The sequence below is a fragment of the Proteus sp. NMG38-2 genome (assembly GCF_020640995.1).
Classification (GTDB): Bacteria; Pseudomonadota; Gammaproteobacteria; order Enterobacterales; family Enterobacteriaceae; genus Proteus.
This window is the reverse complement of record NZ_CP085481.1, coordinates 3,803,293-3,821,983: the sequence shown is the minus strand read 5'-3', so window position 1 is coordinate 3,821,983 and position 18,691 is coordinate 3,803,293. Positions and strand designations below refer to the sequence as shown.

Genomic DNA, 18,691 nt, shown 5'->3' with positions numbered 1-18,691 from the left:
GTGAGCTACCAAAATTATGTCAGTAGAAAAGAGGGAAAAGAACTAGGTGGAGATTATGTTGCCAAAGTTCGTGAAAAATTCCCATCAGCTGTTCTTGATGAAGAGCGACAAACCGCTGATCAATTGACGATAACAGTAAAAACAGAATCACTCCCTGAAGTGGTGGAATACTTGTATTACGGCTTAGGCGGTTGGTTGCCGGTTTTATTTGGTAATGACGAACGTAGTTTAAACGGGGATTATGCCGTGTACTACGCATTATCAATGGAAGAGGGTGAAAAATGTTGGGTTGTAGTTAAAGCCCATGTTAGTCCAATTACGCTAGAATTTCCGTCTGTAACCCCGCGAGTGCCAGCTGCTGTCTGGGGTGAACGTGAAATCCGTGATATGTATGGCCTTATTCCCGTTGGTTTACCTGATGAGCGTCGTTTAGTGCTTCCAGATGACTGGCCTGAAGAGATGTATCCATTGCGTAAAGATGCGATGGATTATCGTCAACGTCCGGCTCCAACGACAGAAGTTGAGACTTACCCTTTTGTGAATGAAGGTAAGCAAGATGCGCGTGTTGTACCAATCGGCCCTATGCACATTACTTCAGATGAGCCTGGACATTTCCGTTTATTTGTAGACGGTGAAAATATTGTCGATGCAGATTACCGCATGTTCTATGTTCACCGTGGTATGGAAAAGCTGGCTGAAACCCGAATGGGTTATAACGAAGTGACATTTTTATCAGATCGCGTGTGTGGTATCTGTGGTTTCACTCACAGTGTGGCCTATGTGACTTCTGTTGAAAATGCATTAGGTATTGAAGTGCCTCGTCGTGCGCATACCATTCGTTCAATCTTATTAGAAGTTGAACGCCTTCATAGCCATTTATTAAATATTGGTTTAGCGAGTCACTTTACAGGTTTTGATACTGGCTTTATGCAATTTTTCCGCATTCGTGAAAAATCAATGCAGATTGCAGAAATGCTCACCGGCGCACGTAAAACGTATGGCTTAAACTTAATTGGTGGTATTCGTCGCGATATCTTAAAAGATCAGCGCCTTAAAACTATTCAACTAGTTAGAGAAATGCGTCGTGAAGTCACTGAATTGGTAGATATACTTCTATCAACCCCTAATATGGAACAGCGTACTGTCGGCGTAGGTATTTTAGATAAGAAAGTGGCTCGTGATTTTAGCCCTGTAGGCCCTATGATCAGAGCGAGTGGCTTTAAACGTGATGTGCGTTTTGACCATCCATTTGCCGATTATGGCAATCTCCCTCTCACTCTTTTTAGTTATGAAGGTGGCGATGTATTCTCTCGTGTGATGGTGCGTATTAAAGAAGTATTGGATTCAATGGCAATGATTGAATATGCCTTAGATAACCTGCCAGAAGGGCCTTTATTAACGGAAGGCTTTACTTATCAACCTTATAAATTTGCACTGGGCTTTACAGAAGCACCACGCGGTGAAGATGTTCACTGGAGTATGTTGGGTGATAACCAAAAACTCTTCCGCTGGCGTTGTCGTGCAGCGACTTATGCTAACTGGCCTGTATTACGTTATATGTTGCAAGGAAATACCGTATCCGATGCGCCATTGATTATCGGTAGCCTTGACCCTTGCTATTCCTGTACTGACAGGGTAACGCTCGTCGATGTGAAAAAACGTAAATCTAAAACAGTTTCTTATAAAGAAATTGAACGTTATAGCATCGAACGTAAAAATTCGCCGCTCAAGTGAGGGAATGAACGATGTTAAAATTGTTTAAAACCATAATCAAAACAGGCGAAGCAACAACAAAATATCCATTTAAACCACTGGATTTACCGGATGGTTTTAGAGGAAAGCCTGAATATGATCCACAGCAGTGTATTGTTTGTGGTGCTTGTACTGCGGCTTGCCCTGCCAATGCATTAACGATGGAAACCAATTTAGAAACAGGTGAGCGTCACTGGCAACTGTTTATTGGTCGTTGTATTTACTGTGGTCGCTGTGAAGAGGTTTGCCCAACAAGAGCGATTGTCTTATCGGATATGTTTGAAACGGCAGTAACGAAAAAATCAGACCTTTATATTAAAGGAACATTTAAGTTATTGAATTGCCGTGAGTGTCATCAGCCATTTACCCCTAAAAAATCTGTTGAATATGCGATGGCATTATTAGTGCAATCGGGTTGGGATGAAAATACCGTGGAAGCAATGCGGCCACAATTTGAAACCTGCCCTGAATGTAAGCGTAAACATAACTTATTATCTGATGGCCGTGAAAATATTAGTATGGGCGAGATCGGGAGTACAATAAAATGAGTCTACCAGAAATTCCCATTAATCATCATGTTAGCCAACCTATCACTCTTGATGAACAGGTACAAAAGCTAAAGCAAACATTGTTGAAAGATATTCAGCGTTCAGCTTATGTTTATCGTGTTGACTGTGGTGGTTGTAATGGTTGTGAGATTGAAATTTTCTCCGCAATTACACCGGTTTTTGATGCTGAACGTTTTGGTATCAAAGTGGTAGCCTCACCTCGTCACGCTGATATTTTATTATTCACTGGCGCAGTAACGCGTCAGATGCGTGTTCCTGCATTACGTGCTTATGAATCAGCGCCTGATCCAAAAATTTGTATCTCTTATGGTGCTTGTGGCTGTGGTGGCGGTATTTTCCACGATCTATATTGCGTATGGGGTGGTAGCGAATCTATCGTGCCTATTGATGTATGGATCCCAGGTTGTCCTCCGACGCCAGCAGCAACTATTTATGGTTTTGCTGTTGCTTTAGGTTTGCTCGATCAAAAATTAAAAGGCGAATCACACATAGAAGTTGAGAATGAAAAAGCCTCACTTATTTTGCCTTCTATTCCTCTTGATGCTCGGGTAATGATTGAGCGTGAAGCGCGTCGTCTTGCAGGTTATTACCAAGGAAGACAAATCAGTGATCATTTCTTGACGTTACTTGAAGGTGCCACAATTCAAGAAGTGAGTGGCCGTGTTGATGAATGGTTACGACAAGCTAACGATCCTCGTTTATCAGAGATTGTGAAACGCTTGGTTTACTCTTTAAGTCAAGGAGGCATATATGCCTGATGACGCTAAAGTCTACTTTTGGTCATTAAGACAAAAGTTTGTAGATAGTGATGATGATATTCCTGAACAAGCACAACAGGTGATGTATTACTCGCTCGCAATTGGCCACCATGTGGGAATGATTGACTGTTTAAAAACAGAGTTAGTCTGCCCTTTAGAAAAATATAAAGAGTGGATCGATTTATTACCTGAAGGTGAAGCGAAGCGCAAAATGCACGGATTACTGACATTTGGTGAAATCAATATTAACTCTGAGCATACTCACTTATTAGCGTTAGCATTTGATCCTATCACAAAAAGTGACGATCCTATTTTTAGTGAGTGGAGTCAAACGCTGATTAAATTACTAGGTGAGATCCACGCAGAACCTGCGATTTATTTGATAGTGAAGAGAAAACCATGAGTGAAGCAATGACAGCACCTAAAGTGGTATTAACGGTTGGCAACAGCATGATGGGCGATGATGGTGCAGGCCCTCTGCTTGCTGAATTAATGGAAGCAAACCCAATTGATGGATGGATTGTTATCAATGGGGGAAGTGCACCTGAGAATGTTTCTTACCAAGTAAGAGCGCTACAACCGCAATGTGTTGTCATTGTTGATGCTGCTGACATTGGTTTAAACCCGGGTGAGATTAGGGTGATAGATCCTGATTATATAGCGGAAATGTTTATTATGAGCACCCATAATATGCCACTGAATTTTCTTATTGATCAATTAAAAGATGATATTCCTGATATCACTTTTCTAGGGATCCAACCTGATTTAGTCGGTTTTTACTACCCAATGACTGAAGCAGTAAAAAATGCCGTTGATGAGGTTTATCAAGGTATCAAGTCTTGGCGAGTTGATTACTTTCCAGAGCTTGAAGTTTGTGATGAAGAAGATATCGAAGAATAAAAATAGAACAAGTATCCAAAGATTATAGATAAAAACTAAAACATCCGCTTTGCGGATGTTTTTCATTAATGACACTTATATTACTCATTAATAAATAGCATAACGACTGATAACATGTTTTTTTTGTATAAACCTTAATTTTTCCTTTAGTAATTTCTTTTAAAAAACAATCCTGCTTAACCTTTTCTTCATCGGATATTTCAAAAGTTAACTATACTAATTCTTTATTAATAATGATTTTTACTTCGAATTAGCAGAAAAGTAACTTTTTCACTTAAGCATAACAAGAGAATAGCAAGAATAGCTCCATATTCAGCTAGGTACCTCTGCTATCCTTAAGCGGTATTTTCAGAGCAAAAGTTACCTATTACAAAGAATGAAAGGTTGATTATGTCTTCTTTTGTACCTCAATTAAGTATTGTGGTTGCCGTTTATAATGGTGAAAAATTTTTATCGCAATTTTTTAATTATTTACAAGCGCAAAAACTACAGAATTGGGAGCTTATTCTTGTTGATGATGGTTCTAAAGATAATTCCTTAAAATTACTTTATGAATGGAAAGATAAATTCCCTGATGTCACTATTTTAACCCAAGAAAACCAAGGCGTTTCTGTTGCTCGTAATACTGGTTTTCATGTTGCCCGTGGAAAATACGTTGCTTTCCCGGATATTGACGATGTTATTGATGCCAGAATGTATCCTCGGTTACTTGAAATCGCCCTTGCAGATGATTTAGATATTGCGACTTGCAATGGTAATTATGTTTATGCCGATGGACGCCCTTCACGTCCTATCTTTCCATCTAACCGATTACATTCAACGGATGTTTTAACAGGGCCACAGTGGTTAGAAATAGCATTAAACTCTAAAAAATTCTTACATGTAACTTGGTTAAATATTTATCGACGTGAGTTTTTACTTGCTCATGGTTATTATTTTGAGCCAGGCTTACATCATCAAGATATTCCATGGACAACGGAGGTATTATTAACTGCCGAACGTGTTAAATATATTGATGAGCGTTATTACGACTATCTTATTCACTCTGAATCAGTTTCTCATGCAACGCCTAATGATACTATTCATGTTCGAACTATTCATAATTACATGAAAATATTAGAGATGCTTGATGCTATTAATCAAAAGCATAAGGATGTCGCTAAAAATATTAATGCATGTTATTGGCAAATCGCAAAAGAAGGTTTGGGAATTATTCACTCAATCGGTTCTATTCAATCTATTGAGGTTAAAAAACAAATAGTTAAAGAGTTTTTTGATAGAGGAATTTGGACACTTATCTGGCAGAATGCGAAAGATTTCAGATTACGTTGGCGTTTAGGTAGGCGTTATTTTAAATTAAAGAAAATATTAAACTCATAATCATAAAAAGGCACAATAATGTGCCTTTTTATTTTTAATGCATATTAAATAAAATGAAATAATTTAATTTCGTTAAAAAGTCACTTTATTTAGTTTTGCGCTCACTGATAAATTCAATGATAAATATATAACCTATTTATTATAAAAATACTGTGCACTTGCTAGAAGTTTGCCATAATGAGTAATGCTGCTTAATAAAAGTTTATGTAAAATCAATAAACTGTCGAATATTATTCGAGTAGTTGGATGAAAAATTTTATTATGGTGCCACTGATTTATTCTTTATCTGCAATAATTGTAGAGCATCGTAATTATCATTGTTATTTATCTTATTTCAGCCTCTTCTCTAATGGGATTAGAGACTGGTGATAAGTCGTATCTAAAAAATCGGAGAATGTTTTATGTCTATTCGGTTTGGTTGGCGGCAATCATTAGTAACTTTAACTTGCTTAGCCGCACTAAGCGTTCCTTTTGCAACATCTGCTCAAACGTTAAAACTGGCTATTGGTGAAGAGCCAACAGAAGGTTTTGACCCAATGTTGGGGTGGAGCCATGGTAGCTATTTACTTCTTCATAGCCCATTGTTAAAGCAAAATGCGGATCTCTCTTGGTATAGCAATATGTTAAGCGACTACCAGCCAAGTGAAGATGGTAAAACATGGAAATTAACATTAAAACCTGATTTAAAATTCTCGGATGGCTTGCCACTAACGGCAAAAGATATTGTGTTTACCTATAACAATGCGGCTGCAAGTGGCGGTAAAGTAGATATGGGAAATTTTCTTTCTGCAAAAGCAGATGACGATTTACATGTCACTATTACCTTAAAAGCACCACAGAGTACGTTTGTTAATGTATTAGGCTCGTTAGGTATCGTCTCTGCTGATAAGTATGATGAAAAAACCTATGCACAAAAACCAATTGGTGCAGGTCCTTATCGCATGGTCAGTTTCCAACCGGGTCAGCAATTAATTGTTGAAGCTAACCCTTATTATGCGGGGCAGAAAAACGATTTTGAAAAGCTCATTTTTGTTTTTCTTGATGAAGATGCGGCCTTTGCTGCGGCTCAAAGCGGGCAATTAGGCATCGTTCGTATTCCACCAGCAACAGCGGCTATTGCTAAAAATTTACCTAATACAAAATTATGGGAAAGGCCGAGTGTTGAAAATCGCGGTATTGTTTTTCCAATGGTAAAATCAGGTGAGAAGAACGCACAAGGCTATGATATTGGTAATGATATCACGGCTGATATCGCTATCCGTAAAGCCATAAATTATGCTCTTGATCGTAAATTGCTGTCAGAACAAGTCCTTGATGGTTATGCAGTTCCCGCTTATACCGGTGTAAAAGGACTACCTTGGGATCAAACTGAGGCAGCATTTAAAGATGGTGATGTTGAAAAGGCAAAACAAATTCTTGAAGATGCAGGTTGGAAACTCAACAAAAATGGTATTCGTGAAAAAGACGGTTTAGAAGCTAAATTAACCTTGTGGTATACCAGTGGTGATGCGACACGTCGCGATTTAGCAGAATCAGTTCGTGCGTTAGTACAGCCTCTTGGTATTCAAATGGATCTTAAATCAGGAAGTTGGGATACGGTAGAGCGTTATATGCACTCAAATCCAACTTTATTTGGTTGGGGAAGTCTTGATCCTATGGAGTTATATCATCACTACAGCGAAAAGGCGGCAGGTGTTGGTTATTATAATCCAGGTTATTACAAAAACGCTGAAGTTGAAAAACACCTACAAGCTGCACTTGATGCTCATACATGGCAAGAAGCCGTTCCTCATTGGAAAGCTGTTGAGTGGGATGGTAAAAATGGCGTTGGTGTTAAAGGTGACGCAGCTTGGGCTTGGCTGATGAATGTGCAACATACTTATCTAACTAACCCTTGTGTTGATCTGGGTACAGGAACACCTGAAATCCATGGTTCATGGTCATTATTAAATAGCGTAGATACTTGGAAGTGGACTTGTCAGTAATACGTCAAAGTGCAGGTTTTTTCCTGCGATTACTCTGCCTGCTGTTGGTGACAACAGCGGGTGTTTTTATTTTATTAAGTTTTTCACCGATTGATCCCATTAAGGCCTATATCGGTAGTGATCTCCTGAATGTTCCCCCTGAGCAATACCCTTTAATCGCAGCTCGTTGGGGAATTGACCAGCCTTTATGGATGCGATTTTGGCTCTGGTTTAGTCAAATTATCCAAGGGGATTTTGGCTATTCCATGCTGTATAACATGCCTGTTATTGATGTTATTCGTGAGCGTGCCGGACCTTCCTTTATTTTACTTTCTTCCGCGTGGGTGTTTTCAGGCGTTATTGGTGTTGTGATGGGATTAGTGGCTGGCCGATACCTTAATCGTTGGCCCGATAGAATTATTTCTACACTCTCTTATTTGTTAGCCTCTTTACCGACATTCTGGGTAGGATTACTGCTGTTATCACTGTTTTCTGTCACTTTGCACTGGGCACCAATTTGTTGCGCATGGCCGATGGGAAGTAGTGCTGAAACAGCAACATTAAGCCAACGTTTTTCTCATCTTATTTTACCTATGATTGCTCTTGGATTATTAGGTACAGGAAATATCGCACTGCATACTCGAGCGAAAGTTGCTGAAGTGATGGGAAGTGAGTTTATTCATTTTGCTAAGGCTCAAGGTGATAAAGGTTGGGCTATGATGCTATTTCATGTTCTACGTCATGCCATAACGCCTGCACTTTGCTTACAGTTTGCATCAATTGGTGAATTACTTGGTGGCTCACTTTTGGCTGAAAAAGTATTTGCTTATCCAGGCTTAGGGCAAGCAACGGTCGATGCAGGATTACGAGGTGATATTCCTCTCTTAATGGGGATTGTTGTTTTCAGCACTATTTTGATTTTCTTTGGTAATAGTATTTCTAACATATTATTAAGACGTATTAATAAAGGAATTTTACGAGACTCATGATTTACGATCCGAACAAGCCTTTGCTACGACTTTTGTTAGTCACCCTCGCGTTAATTGGGTTAGTTGCATATGGTTTTTCTGTTTCTCATACTGATATCGTAATGGACTTTTTGGCGAGAAATCAGGCGCCGTCAGATCAATATTGGTTCGGTACTGATAATTTAGGGCGTTCTTTGTGGTTGCGTTGTTTTCAAGGAATGTTAAGCAGTTTAAATATTGGTGTGACAAGTGCGATTGTTAGTGGTGCTATCGCTCTGATTTTCGCAGGTATTTCGTCAATTAATCGTTATTGTGATTTCTTTGTTAGAGGTATTGTTGATGCGCTTTTAGCATTACCTCATTTATTACTATTGATTTTGATTTGTTTTACCTTAGGTGGTGGGCAACAAGGAGTGATTTGGGCTGTGGCATTAACTCATTGGCCTAAGCTTGCGTTGATTTTACGTGGTGAAATTCAACGTATTCGAGAGGCGGATTACGTCATGCTATCACGTCGTATTGGCAATTCACCTTTTGAATGTGTAAAAAAACACTATATTCCCATGTTATTACCGCAGTGGATTGTAGGAACGCTATTGATGTTTCCTCATGCAGTATTACATAGCGCAGCGTTAAGTTTTTTAGGTTTTGGACAAGCGGCTCATGAACCTTCTTTAGGTTTATTACTATCTGATGCATTACGTTATTTAAGTACAGGCTCTTGGTGGATGGTGGTGTTTCCGGGATTGATTTTGATGTGCTTGGTCTTGATTTTCGATCAATTTGCTAAGGCAATGCAACAACTGTGGTTAAGAGGGGCAGGATGTTAAGTTTTGAACAGCTTTCCATTGATATTGCACAATTTCGTTGGTTGGGAAAACGAAATTGGCAACCATTGCTAAAATCAATTTCTTTGGATATTAAACCAGGAAAAATGTTGGCATTAGTGGGGGGAAGTGGCGAAGGTAAAAGTTTATTACTTCAAAGCGCTTTAGGACTTTTGCCTGCCAATATGCGCGTTCGTGGTGCGATTAAATTGAATGGGCATACACTAAGTGAACGGGAGCTTATTGCTTATCGAGGAAATACTTTTTGCTATATTCCTCAGGGAGTGACTGCACTTAATCCTTTAATTTGTATCGGTGAACAGTTAAGTCGCTCTGCGCATTTGAGTGGTGCTGAAGTTACATCAGATGATATTGTGCAGCAATTAGGGCTTTATCATCTCTCTGGCTCATTGATAAAAACCTATCCAGCAAAATTATCTGGTGGGATGGCAAAACGTGTATTGGCCTGTAATGCAACACTCTCTAATGCACAATATATTTTGGCTGATGAAATCACCTCGTGGCTGGATGATGAACATGCCTGTTTGTTATTAGGGCATTTAAGAGAGTTATGTAATCAAGGTAAATCAGTACTTTGGGTTACACATGATTTGGCCTTAGCCGCAAGGTTTGCGGATACGATAGCAGTGCTTAATCAGGGTGAAGTTAACGAAGTTATTCCTGCTAATGTGCTTAATCGTCATGAAGGTAGTGAGTGGTTGAAGACTCTCTGGAACGCATTACCTGAACAACAATTTATAAATACAAAAGAAGCATCACTTAATCCATTATAATATTGAGTTCTTAAGTTTTATTTTTATACATTTCATTTGTTATTTTGGGAGTTATCTTTATGCCACTTTTAGAGTTAAAACAATTATCTGTGGAGCAAGCAGGTAAGGTGTTATGGCAAGATCTCTCCTTTTCGTTAGATGCGGGAGAGCGACTCGGTATTTCAGCGCCAAGCGGTACAGGAAAAACGACATTAGGTCGTGTTCTAGCGCAGTGGCAAGCATCAACTCAAGGTTCAATTCTTGTGAATGGTAAACCATTATCTAACAAGGGTTATTGCCCTATTCAATTAGTCCCTCAGCATCCTGATAAATGTTTTAATCCGTTTAGAACAACAGGAGATAGTGTTCGTGATGCTTGGTCGCCAGATAAAGATTGGTTTGAAAAATTAAGAATAAAATCAGAATGGTTAACACGTAGACCTAATGAACTATCTGGCGGAGAATTGGCACGTATTGCGTTATTACGTGCGTTAGATCCTCGTACTCAAATATTGATTGCAGATGAAGTCACGGCACAATTAGATGCGAAAATTCAAGCTGATATTTGGCAAGTATTGATCGATGAAAGTCAGAAGCGTCCTTTAAGTTTGATTATTTTTAGCCACAATAAAGCACTACTTGAAAAAGTATCGACGAAGGTGTGGTGGGTTAATGAAGAAAAAAATAATTCTACTATTTTAAATTTGAATTCTTCAATCAGCTAATAAAAAAAGAGCTTCCTATATTTTTATAGGAAGCCAAATAATACAGCTAAAATTAACCTCAAACAAAACAATAAGGAATTAGAAGCGATAAGTGTAGTCAATACCAAATTGCATATCGTGATTACGATATGTAGTCATTTCCCAATTTGCTTTAGTACCAATAGATGAGTGTTTATCCACTTGATACATTAATCCAATATGAACAAATGGACGTTGTTTTAACTGCTTTTTATTTTCTAAATAATCAATTTTTTGTTGACCTAAATAGTCAATATGGCTACGGAAGTCGCCTTGATAATGTGATAAGTTCCACAGTAATCCTGCTTTTGTATTAAGTATGAAAGAGGAACCTAATAAATGATCCATACCCAATCCTATTTTGGCTAATAATGAATGCGTTTTGAGGGCATCATAGTGTGCTGCAAATTGGGCATTTTGAGTTTCACTATAAGCTGAACGTGAGATTTGATTAAAAGTAAGTCCTACAAATGGTGTAAGCATAAATTCATTTGATATGGCATATGGATAAGAGCCTTGTAAATCAATGTGATAACCAGATATTTTAGTGTTGCCTTTACCTGATTCAGTATCTGCTAATGCTTGTCTTTCAATAGAAACTTTACGATTTAAATAAGCACCTTTTAATGACAGATGTAATGCGTTGTTATTTAACTCAGCATTGAGTGATGGTATTAAATCTAGGCTAAAACCAATTAAAGGTAATGCATAACTTTGATATTGATAGCCTTTAGGTAATGAAGAAGAGATATCTGTATCAATGGCAAGCCCTACAACTAATGGAATATGATTAATATCAAAACGATAAGCAGTGCTAATACCGGTTTGCGTTGCATTGGCTTTACTCACGCGTTGATGATGTGCAAAGCCACTAATACAGGCTTTTTCAGTACCAACAGAACAGGTTGCAGAAGCTAAATAACGCAGTTGCCCTTGTTGCATATCCATAAACTTATAACCGTTTTCAGCCATTAATTGCATTGATTTATAGGTATTTTCAATATCAATAGGTTTACTAATAACAATGGATGGTTTTGTTTTTTCTTTTTCAGCTTGGGCTTCTTGTTGTTTGGTGATTTCCGCTAAGCGTTCTTTCTCTGCTTGGGCTTTGTCCGCTTGCTCTTTGGCTAGACGCTCTCGTTCAGCTTTGGCTTTGTCCGCTTGCTCTTTGGCTAGACGCTCTTGCTCCGCTTTGATTTTATCAGCTTGCTCTTTGGCTAGGCGCTCTCGTTCAGCATTGGCTTTGTCCGCTTGCTCTTTAGCTAGGCGCTCTCGTTCAGCATTGGCTTTGTCCGCATGCTCTTTAGCTAGGCGCTCTCGTTCAGCATTGGCTTTGTCCGCTTGCTCTTTAGCTAGGCGCTCTTGCTCCGCTTTGGCTTTGTCCGCTTGCTCTTTAGCTAGGCGCTCTCGTTCAGCATTGGCTTTGTCCGCTTGCTCTTTAGCTAGGCGCTCTCGTTCAGCATTGGCTTTGTCCGCTTGCTCTTTAGCTAGGCGCTCTCGTTCAGCTTTGGCTTTGTCCGCTTGCTCTTTAGCTAGGCGCTCTCGTTCAGCTTTGACTTTGTCCGCTTGCTCTTTGGCTAGACGCTCTCGTTCAGCATTGGCTTTGTCCGCTTGCTCTTTGGCTAGACGCTCTCGTTCAGTATTGGCTTTGTCCGCTTGCTCTTTAGCTAGGCGCTCTCGTTCAGCATTGGCTTTGTCCGCTTGCTCTTTGGCTAGACGCTCTCGTTCAGCTTTGGCTTTGTCCGCTTGCTCTTTAGCTAGGCGCTCTCGTTCAGCATTGGCTTTGTCAGCTTGCTCTTTGGCTAGGCGCTCTCGTTCAGCATTGGCTTTGTCAGCTTGCTCTTTGGCTAGGCGCTCTCGTTCAGCATTGGTTTTATCAATAAGGTTATTTTTTTTATCTGCAATTTGTTGTTTTTCAGCATTGAAAGATTTATCACTGAGTTGAGCATTTATCCAGATAACTTGGCGCCAATTATTATATTCATCAGTAGATAGCCCATAAATAATTCTTCCATCATCTGTAATGGCATGTGCTTCCGAATCTTTACCGTTACTAAGTGTTCCTAAATCATGCATTGTATTATTAAAATAAACAAAGCCATGACGGTGGAACATGATAAAGGCTGGCACTGGTTTTAACTTAGCATTATCGGGAATTGTATCATTGTTGTAATTGTCGGTTTCAGACCACCCTACGATATATTTACCATCAGCCGAAATATCATTTGCTTTTGCATTCCTAAATCGATTTTCATTTGGTTTCTGTGAAAGATTACCAATATTAATAAGACTATCTTGTGATAAATCATAGAGTATCGCTTGGCTAAAAAGTGAGGAAGAGACCTTAACATGAGTTGGTAGCTTAATGTCATAATCATCATGCCAAACTTCTTCCCAACCAACACTATAGTTTCCATCTGTGGAAATATCAGTTAGTTTTGACGAGCCAAACTCGGATCGATTAATTTCTCTGATAGGGCCATCATTTGTAGTAACAAAAGCAGTTCTAGGATACTTACCATCATTGAGTTGTTTTTTAGAAATATCTCGGTTGAGCTGACCAATAAACACTCGACCATTATCACTGATTTTTTGAATATCAATATTTCGTCTTTTTATACCAGAAAAGAATGGGTATTCAGTTATTGATAAAAGTAGGATATTCTTTTCAGGGTGGTCTGGTAAATAATTATTAATATTATCAACAGATAAAAGGAGACTCTCTTTTTTATTTATATCATATATAAATTTTTCATTTTCATTATTAATAGGATTGTATAAAATAAAATTACCATCTTTTGTTAAATGTTTAATTTTTATATTTTTTTCTAAAATAGTAAATGTGTTATTCATTGTGTTGTATGAAAAAGCATAACACTCAGATTGTCCTCGACAGTTATTATTCACTACCGAAAAATTTTCTTCTTTAATTATTTTATCTAATATGGACTTGGATTTTGTTGCATAACCGACAACGATTATACCATCTTCAGAGATCCGCTCTAGATAAATGGTATCTAATTGTTTATCACTCTCTTTATTTATTTTATTTTGAGTTTTACCGCCATCTGTACTAATAAATAGCTCACTTGGTAAAAAAGATTCATCAAACACATTTATTTTTCTGATGTCATAACTAGGTATTTCCACTCTTATTATGCTGTTATAATCATCTGCTACAATGTTATATTTATCAATTGTATGTTGATTTATAGCTGTATACACAGATACACTACCAAATGGAGTAAATAAGTATTGATTATAATTATTATTGTCTACGATTTTACCTTGATTATGTTTGAAATGATTATGTTTTTTATCTCGAAGGTGATCATAATACGTTGCATAACTCAACATACTAAATGGTTTATAGATTGAATGACCTATATCTTCTATATTATAATTTCCATAAGAATTAATAGGAAATATATATATTGAGCACAATATCAATAATATTGAATTATATTTTATCTTCATTGTTGGTATCCATAAGAGAGTTTTTACAGGAGGTTAACTTCTGTATTAATTAAAGTCAATTGGATAAAATAAAATGAATATAATATATAATGGTTTTAAATTTATTATTATCACAAGTAAGTGTTGGGTGTGTTAATTAAATTAACAGTTCTAAGTTCTAATTCATTTTTTAGAGTGATAATTTCTTCTTCGCATGCTGAACGCCAAATACTGGCTACACCATAAACACCATGTTGATGAAATGCATTAATACGAATCAATACAGATTCACTAAGTGAATTAATAAACTGAGAAAGTAATTCGATATTCTCTAAATAGTCGGTTTTTTCTGGAATATATAAAAGGCGTAATTCCGTAAGTAGATTATTATTAGCTAACCATATGATTGATTCTTTAATACGCTGATTACCTCGGCCAGTTAAATAAATATGAGTCTCTTCATCCCAACTTTTTAAATCGATCATCGCACCATCCATAAAGGGGGCGATTTTTTGCCAGCCATTAAGAGAAAGAGTGCCATTACTGTCGATTAAACAACTAAGGTGTTTAAGATCAGGTGCTTCTTTGATTGCTTTAAAATAATCAATTAAAAAAGGCAGTTGTAACGTGGATTCACCACCGCTTACTGTTATGCCATTAATAAAGGCTGCATATTTGCGTGTAATAGCCATTAGTTCATCAACAGTATAGGTTAATGTCATCGGGCTTGATTGTCGTGGGCACTGCTGAATACAGGTGTCACATTGTTCACAACTGGTACTATTCCAACTTATGGCACCATTTTGTAATGAAAGTGCTTGCTGTGGGCAAGCCGGAATGCAGTCACCACAATTATCACAGATCCCTATGGTGTAGGGATTGTGACAATTTTTACAGCGCAGATTACACCCTTGTAGGAAGATGGCCAGACGATTGCCTGGGCCATCTACACAAGAAAAGGGCAATATCTTATTTATCGAAACGCATCTGCTGTTCATGACTAATAACTCGTGGTTTACGTTCAGCGATATGACAGTTTGCTGTGGCTTCATCACCTAACCAAGTGGTATTAAGGCGGGAGCCTTCTTCTTTGTATTTGTTTAAATCCGATAAACGCACCATATAGCCTGTAACACGAACGAGGTCATTACCACCTACATTGGCAGTAAATTCTCTTAATCCTGAAGAAAATGCCCCTAAGCAGAGTTGCATTAGGGCATCAGGATTTTGTTTGATGGTTTCATCAACCGTTAAAATATCGCTAATTCCTGAGGTATAAAATTGATGGTGAGGAGCAACCGTCATTAAATGGGTAACAGGATCTGGCTCTTTACCATAAGGAATGCGAGTTGCAGGGGTTGTGCCAATATCAGAGCTAATGCCCGATTGAGCATGTAACATTGAGCGATGCTTCCAACCATATTTAACCGGTGTATCAGCGACAAATTGTGCTAATTTTTCGCTGATCATATAGCTAAGTTTGTTGGCAGAGCCATTATCACCATAAGCAGCTTGCTTGCCTTCTTTTTCGAGTAGAAGTGCTACGGCTTCTGCCATGGCGTAAATACCAAACATTGGCGCAAAACGATCAGGTGAGATTAATCCTTCTTCAACTAAGAAACTCTGTTTAAAGAAATTAGATTTTTCATAGAGAAACTCACAACGGGCATCGATGATCTCAATCTGTTTTTGCATATAAAAAGGCAATACATTATCAAGAAAATCGCGACTATCTTGGCTACGCTGTGCAACCTCTTTAAGATTTATACGCACTAAGGTGCTACCACCACCACTTTGAGGCAGAGAGTTATAACAACTCACAATGCCATATTCATCTTTACCAAATACCGCATCTTGCAAGGTACCATTAGCAATATGAGGTTTGCTACTGTGGCAAATATTAGTAATGGCTTGGTGAAGTAAATCTGTTGGTGTTGAATTTGCATCATAAATAAATGTGAGATTAGGTGCGACTTGTTGAAGCTCAACATCCACTTTAAGAATTAAACGTGTAAGAACAGAGTCTTCTGGACCAATATTGGCGTGCATAAAAGCATCTGGTAGCGTTCTATCAAGATAACGCCAGAAGCGTTTTAATTTAGGGTAAAGCTGTTCTTCGGTTAACTCGCCGACATAAGGCAGTAAAATTTTATCAATACGTCCTAAATAAACAGGCAAAGAGGTTACAGAAGGAACATGATGATAAAGGATAGTCAGCATGTTTAAGGCATCGTCAAAATCTTGCGCAGGTTCGAGTTCTAAATAACGAGAACCTTGTGCTAAAAACTTCGCGTAATCAGGTAAAACATAACGAGGTTTATAAGGGGCGTGACCTTCATACATATCACAGATAACCCGTTCATTAAGCGCTTTAGCTGCATCATCAGGAAGTGACGGATAAGGCAACATATTTTCAGCTTCTAACGCCAGAAAATGACGTTTTTGTTCCGGGGAAAGGGTTGGATTTTCTACGATTTGTTGACAACGTTGGATAACAGATTGTTCAGTCATAACCACCTCAGTACTCAAAGAGCCAGAAAAAGATTTAAAACTTATCTTTTTAGGTTAATGACTTGGTCAGAATTTACCGTGACTTTAAACAAAACCCCTTTAAAGATTAAGGAAATAGCACGAAAATACGCATAAATTAGATATATCTAATTTATAGTTAATTAGATATAAAAAATGAGTTTAGTTAATGATCCACTAAACTCACTAAGTAATTCGTTAAAGAATAAGAATTTATGTTTTATCTATTTTATTATCAGTGTCGTTATTTTCCTCTTTGACACTCTCTTTTGATTCATTTTCTTCATTTTCTTCATTATTTTCATCTTCACTGTCTTCATCTTCCTCTTTTTCAGTACGAGGCGGTAAATTAGCCGTTAATAAATAGGGCGATTGTTGCCAATGAACGGGGGTTAACTGAAGCAGGTTATGAGAAAGTAAAAAGCCAATGGCGAGCGCAACTAATAGCATCACACGTAATAAATTTGTTGTGTTATCGACTTGGCTTGATTCAGTGACCAACTGGTGAGTATCTAATGTTAGCCTTAAAAATCCCTTCGGTTTATCTTTGCCCGGTACGGGAACAACAAGTTGGTGATTAAAAGAACCACCACTCTTTTGTCCTTCTAGCGCTAATCGCTCTTTAACAGTGACATTTTCACCACTATGCGCTATTTGTGTACCATCTTCTAAATAAAGGCTGGCATCAAGTACCCGACTATTGTGAGTTAGATGATTTAAATTAGCCATAATGAGGGGATTTACGTTATCTTTGCTACTGTCATCCAGATAAGTGGATAAAGAGAACGCAACTTGTTCTGCCAGCGTTTTTGCAAGCTCTTCAAACTGGGTAATTCGGGCATGCTGATTAGCACGGCTAAAATAAGACGCGCCCTGCATAAGAAATGCCAATAGTGCGATACAAATCAGTATAATCGCCGTTTTTTGTAGTTTGAATTTTAGTTTGTCTTTAAGCATGTTCATCCTTTTGCGTAAGCAAGTATGTGCATGTTGCCAGATGAGTCAGAGATAGAATAGGCTGAATAACGATTATTTTGTTCAGACAGGGGAAAACAGGAGAATAAGTATGTCAAATAGTCTGACCTATTGCTATTTACCGGATGAAATCCGTAAATGGCCAGGTCTGCCGTTATCACTCAGTGGTGAAGAGGTAATGCCACTAGATTACCGCGCTGGTGATAGTGGGTGGTTACTTTATGGACGTGAACTTGATAAGAAAAGAATAAGTGAGTTCCAACATAAATTAGGTGTGGCAATCGTAGTGGTTTCTTCATGGCGTATTGATGATTACCAAGTTGTGCGTATTGCAGGTAGCCTAACCCGTAGAATTCGCCGTTTATCTGATGAATGTGGCCTAGATGTCGTTCCACTAGGTGAAATTCCTCGCTTGCGTTCTCCTGGGCTTTTAGTGATGGATATGGACTCAACGGCTATTCAAATTGAGTGTATTGATGAAATCGCCAAACTTGCGGGAGTGGGTGATAAAGTTGCGGCAATAACAGAACGCGCTATGCAAGGTGAAATGGATTTTAGCGAAAGCTTAAAACTCCGTGTTGCTGAACTTAAAGGAGCCGACGCTTCTATTTTGCAAAAAGTGATGGATGATTTGCCTCTTATGCCGGGGTTAACGAGCTTAGTGCGCAAACTTCAGGCGATGGATTGGCATATTGCTATTGCATCAGGCGGCTTTACTTATTTTGCAGACAACCTAAAACAAAAATTACGCTTAGTGTCTGCTGTTGCTAATCATCTTGAAATTAAAGATGGCAAGCTAACAGGTAAAGTCAAAGGCACTATTGTTGATGCAAAATATAAAGCACAAGTGCTTGCGCGTTTAGCTAAAGATTTAGAGATCCCAATGGAGCAAACTATTGCCATTGGTGATGGCGCAAACGATCTTAAAATGTTGAGAAAGGCAGGACTGGGCATTGCCTATCATGCAAAACCAAAAGTGTATGCTCAGGCAAAAGTGGCTATTCGTCATGCCGATTTAATGGGTGTGATGTGTATTTTAAGTGGTGGTTTAAAACACGAAGAGCGTTAAACACGTTTTTTAGAATTGTTATCGTAGG

General features: G+C 38.3%; 16 protein-coding genes. 12 read left to right on the top strand and 4 right to left on the bottom strand.

What is annotated here, in order from left to right; translation table 11 throughout:
- From LG402_RS18020 to LG402_RS17970, 11 genes are all read left to right on the top strand, one after another.
- On the top strand, positions 1-1,734 hold the full coding sequence (locus LG402_RS18020; RefSeq protein WP_166539981.1) for an NADH-quinone oxidoreductase subunit C: 1,734 nt from the start codon (positions 1-3) through the stop codon (positions 1,732-1,734).
- An 11-nt stretch (positions 1,735-1,745) separates the two neighbouring features.
- The gene (hyfH, locus tag LG402_RS18015) at positions 1,746-2,300 is read left to right on the top strand and encodes a hydrogenase 4 subunit H (RefSeq protein ID WP_036934329.1); all 555 of its coding nucleotides are present in this window, start codon (positions 1,746-1,748) and stop codon (positions 2,298-2,300) included.
- Positions 2,297-3,079, top strand: coding sequence for an NADH-quinone oxidoreductase subunit B family protein (locus tag LG402_RS18010; protein ID WP_109408331.1), 783 nt, complete (start codon positions 2,297-2,299; stop codon positions 3,077-3,079). Before hyfH ends, LG402_RS18010 begins: the two co-directional genes overlap by 4 nt.
- The gene (locus tag LG402_RS18005) at positions 3,072-3,482 is read left to right on the top strand and encodes a formate hydrogenlyase maturation HycH family protein (protein ID WP_072069031.1); all 411 of its coding nucleotides are present in this window, start codon (positions 3,072-3,074) and stop codon (positions 3,480-3,482) included. Before LG402_RS18010 ends, LG402_RS18005 begins: the two co-directional genes overlap by 8 nt.
- On the top strand, positions 3,479-3,979 hold the full coding sequence (gene hycI, locus LG402_RS18000) for a hydrogenase maturation peptidase HycI (RefSeq protein ID WP_166539982.1): 501 nt from the start codon (positions 3,479-3,481) through the stop codon (positions 3,977-3,979). The genes LG402_RS18005 and hycI overlap by 4 nt, the downstream gene beginning before the upstream one ends.
- A gap of 390 nt (positions 3,980-4,369) precedes the next feature.
- Positions 4,370-5,359 (top strand): glycosyltransferase, encoded by a 990-nt coding sequence (locus LG402_RS17995; RefSeq protein ID WP_109408328.1) that lies wholly within the window; start codon positions 4,370-4,372, stop codon positions 5,357-5,359.
- A 401-nt stretch (positions 5,360-5,760) separates the two neighbouring features.
- Positions 5,761-7,344: an ABC transporter substrate-binding protein gene (locus LG402_RS17990; protein ID WP_227336076.1), complete on the top strand. Its 1,584-nt coding sequence runs from the start codon at positions 5,761-5,763 to the stop codon at positions 7,342-7,344.
- The gene (locus tag LG402_RS17985) at positions 7,329-8,312 is read left to right on the top strand and encodes an ABC transporter permease (RefSeq protein WP_109408326.1); all 984 of its coding nucleotides are present in this window, start codon (positions 7,329-7,331) and stop codon (positions 8,310-8,312) included. Before LG402_RS17990 ends, LG402_RS17985 begins: the two co-directional genes overlap by 16 nt.
- Positions 8,309-9,121, top strand: coding sequence for an ABC transporter permease (locus tag LG402_RS17980; protein WP_166539985.1), 813 nt, complete (start codon positions 8,309-8,311; stop codon positions 9,119-9,121). The genes LG402_RS17985 and LG402_RS17980 overlap by 4 nt, the downstream gene beginning before the upstream one ends.
- Positions 9,115-9,912 carry an ATP-binding cassette domain-containing protein gene (locus LG402_RS17975; RefSeq protein ID WP_166539986.1) on the top strand — a complete coding sequence of 266 codons (798 nt, stop codon included), beginning with the start codon at positions 9,115-9,117 and terminating at the stop codon, positions 9,910-9,912. The genes LG402_RS17980 and LG402_RS17975 overlap by 7 nt, the downstream gene beginning before the upstream one ends.
- Before the next feature lie 59 nt (positions 9,913-9,971).
- Positions 9,972-10,616 carry an ATP-binding cassette domain-containing protein gene (locus tag LG402_RS17970; protein ID WP_166539987.1) on the top strand — a complete coding sequence of 215 codons (645 nt, stop codon included), beginning with the start codon at positions 9,972-9,974 and terminating at the stop codon, positions 10,614-10,616.
- A 78-nt stretch (positions 10,617-10,694) separates the two neighbouring features.
- Here LG402_RS17970 and LG402_RS17965 read toward each other — a convergent pair whose 3' ends face one another.
- The 4 genes from LG402_RS17965 to LG402_RS17950 all read right to left on the bottom strand — a co-directional run bounded on the left by LG402_RS17965 (position 10,695) and on the right by LG402_RS17950 (position 17,576).
- The gene (locus tag LG402_RS17965) at positions 10,695-13,748 is read right to left on the bottom strand and encodes an autotransporter domain-containing protein (RefSeq protein ID WP_227336075.1); all 3,054 of its coding nucleotides are present in this window, start codon (positions 13,746-13,748) and stop codon (positions 10,695-10,697) included.
- 473 nt (positions 13,749-14,221) lie between these two features.
- Positions 14,222-15,088 (bottom strand): YjjW family glycine radical enzyme activase, encoded by an 867-nt coding sequence (locus LG402_RS17960; RefSeq protein ID WP_166540087.1) that lies wholly within the window; start codon positions 15,086-15,088, stop codon positions 14,222-14,224.
- Entirely contained in the window at positions 15,060-16,601 is a 1,542-nt protein-coding gene (locus LG402_RS17955) for a YjjI family glycine radical enzyme (protein ID WP_227336074.1), read from the bottom strand. Before LG402_RS17955 ends, LG402_RS17960 begins: the two co-directional genes overlap by 29 nt.
- A 231-nt stretch (positions 16,602-16,832) precedes the next feature.
- Positions 16,833-17,576 (bottom strand): YtjB family periplasmic protein, encoded by a 744-nt coding sequence (locus LG402_RS17950; protein ID WP_227336073.1) that lies wholly within the window; start codon positions 17,574-17,576, stop codon positions 16,833-16,835.
- A gap of 109 nt (positions 17,577-17,685) precedes the next feature.
- Between LG402_RS17950 and serB the strand changes: the two genes are divergently transcribed.
- Positions 17,686-18,663 (top strand): phosphoserine phosphatase, encoded by a 978-nt coding sequence (gene serB / locus LG402_RS17945; RefSeq protein ID WP_166540085.1) that lies wholly within the window; start codon positions 17,686-17,688, stop codon positions 18,661-18,663.
- Positions 18,664-18,691 lie beyond the last annotated feature (28 nt).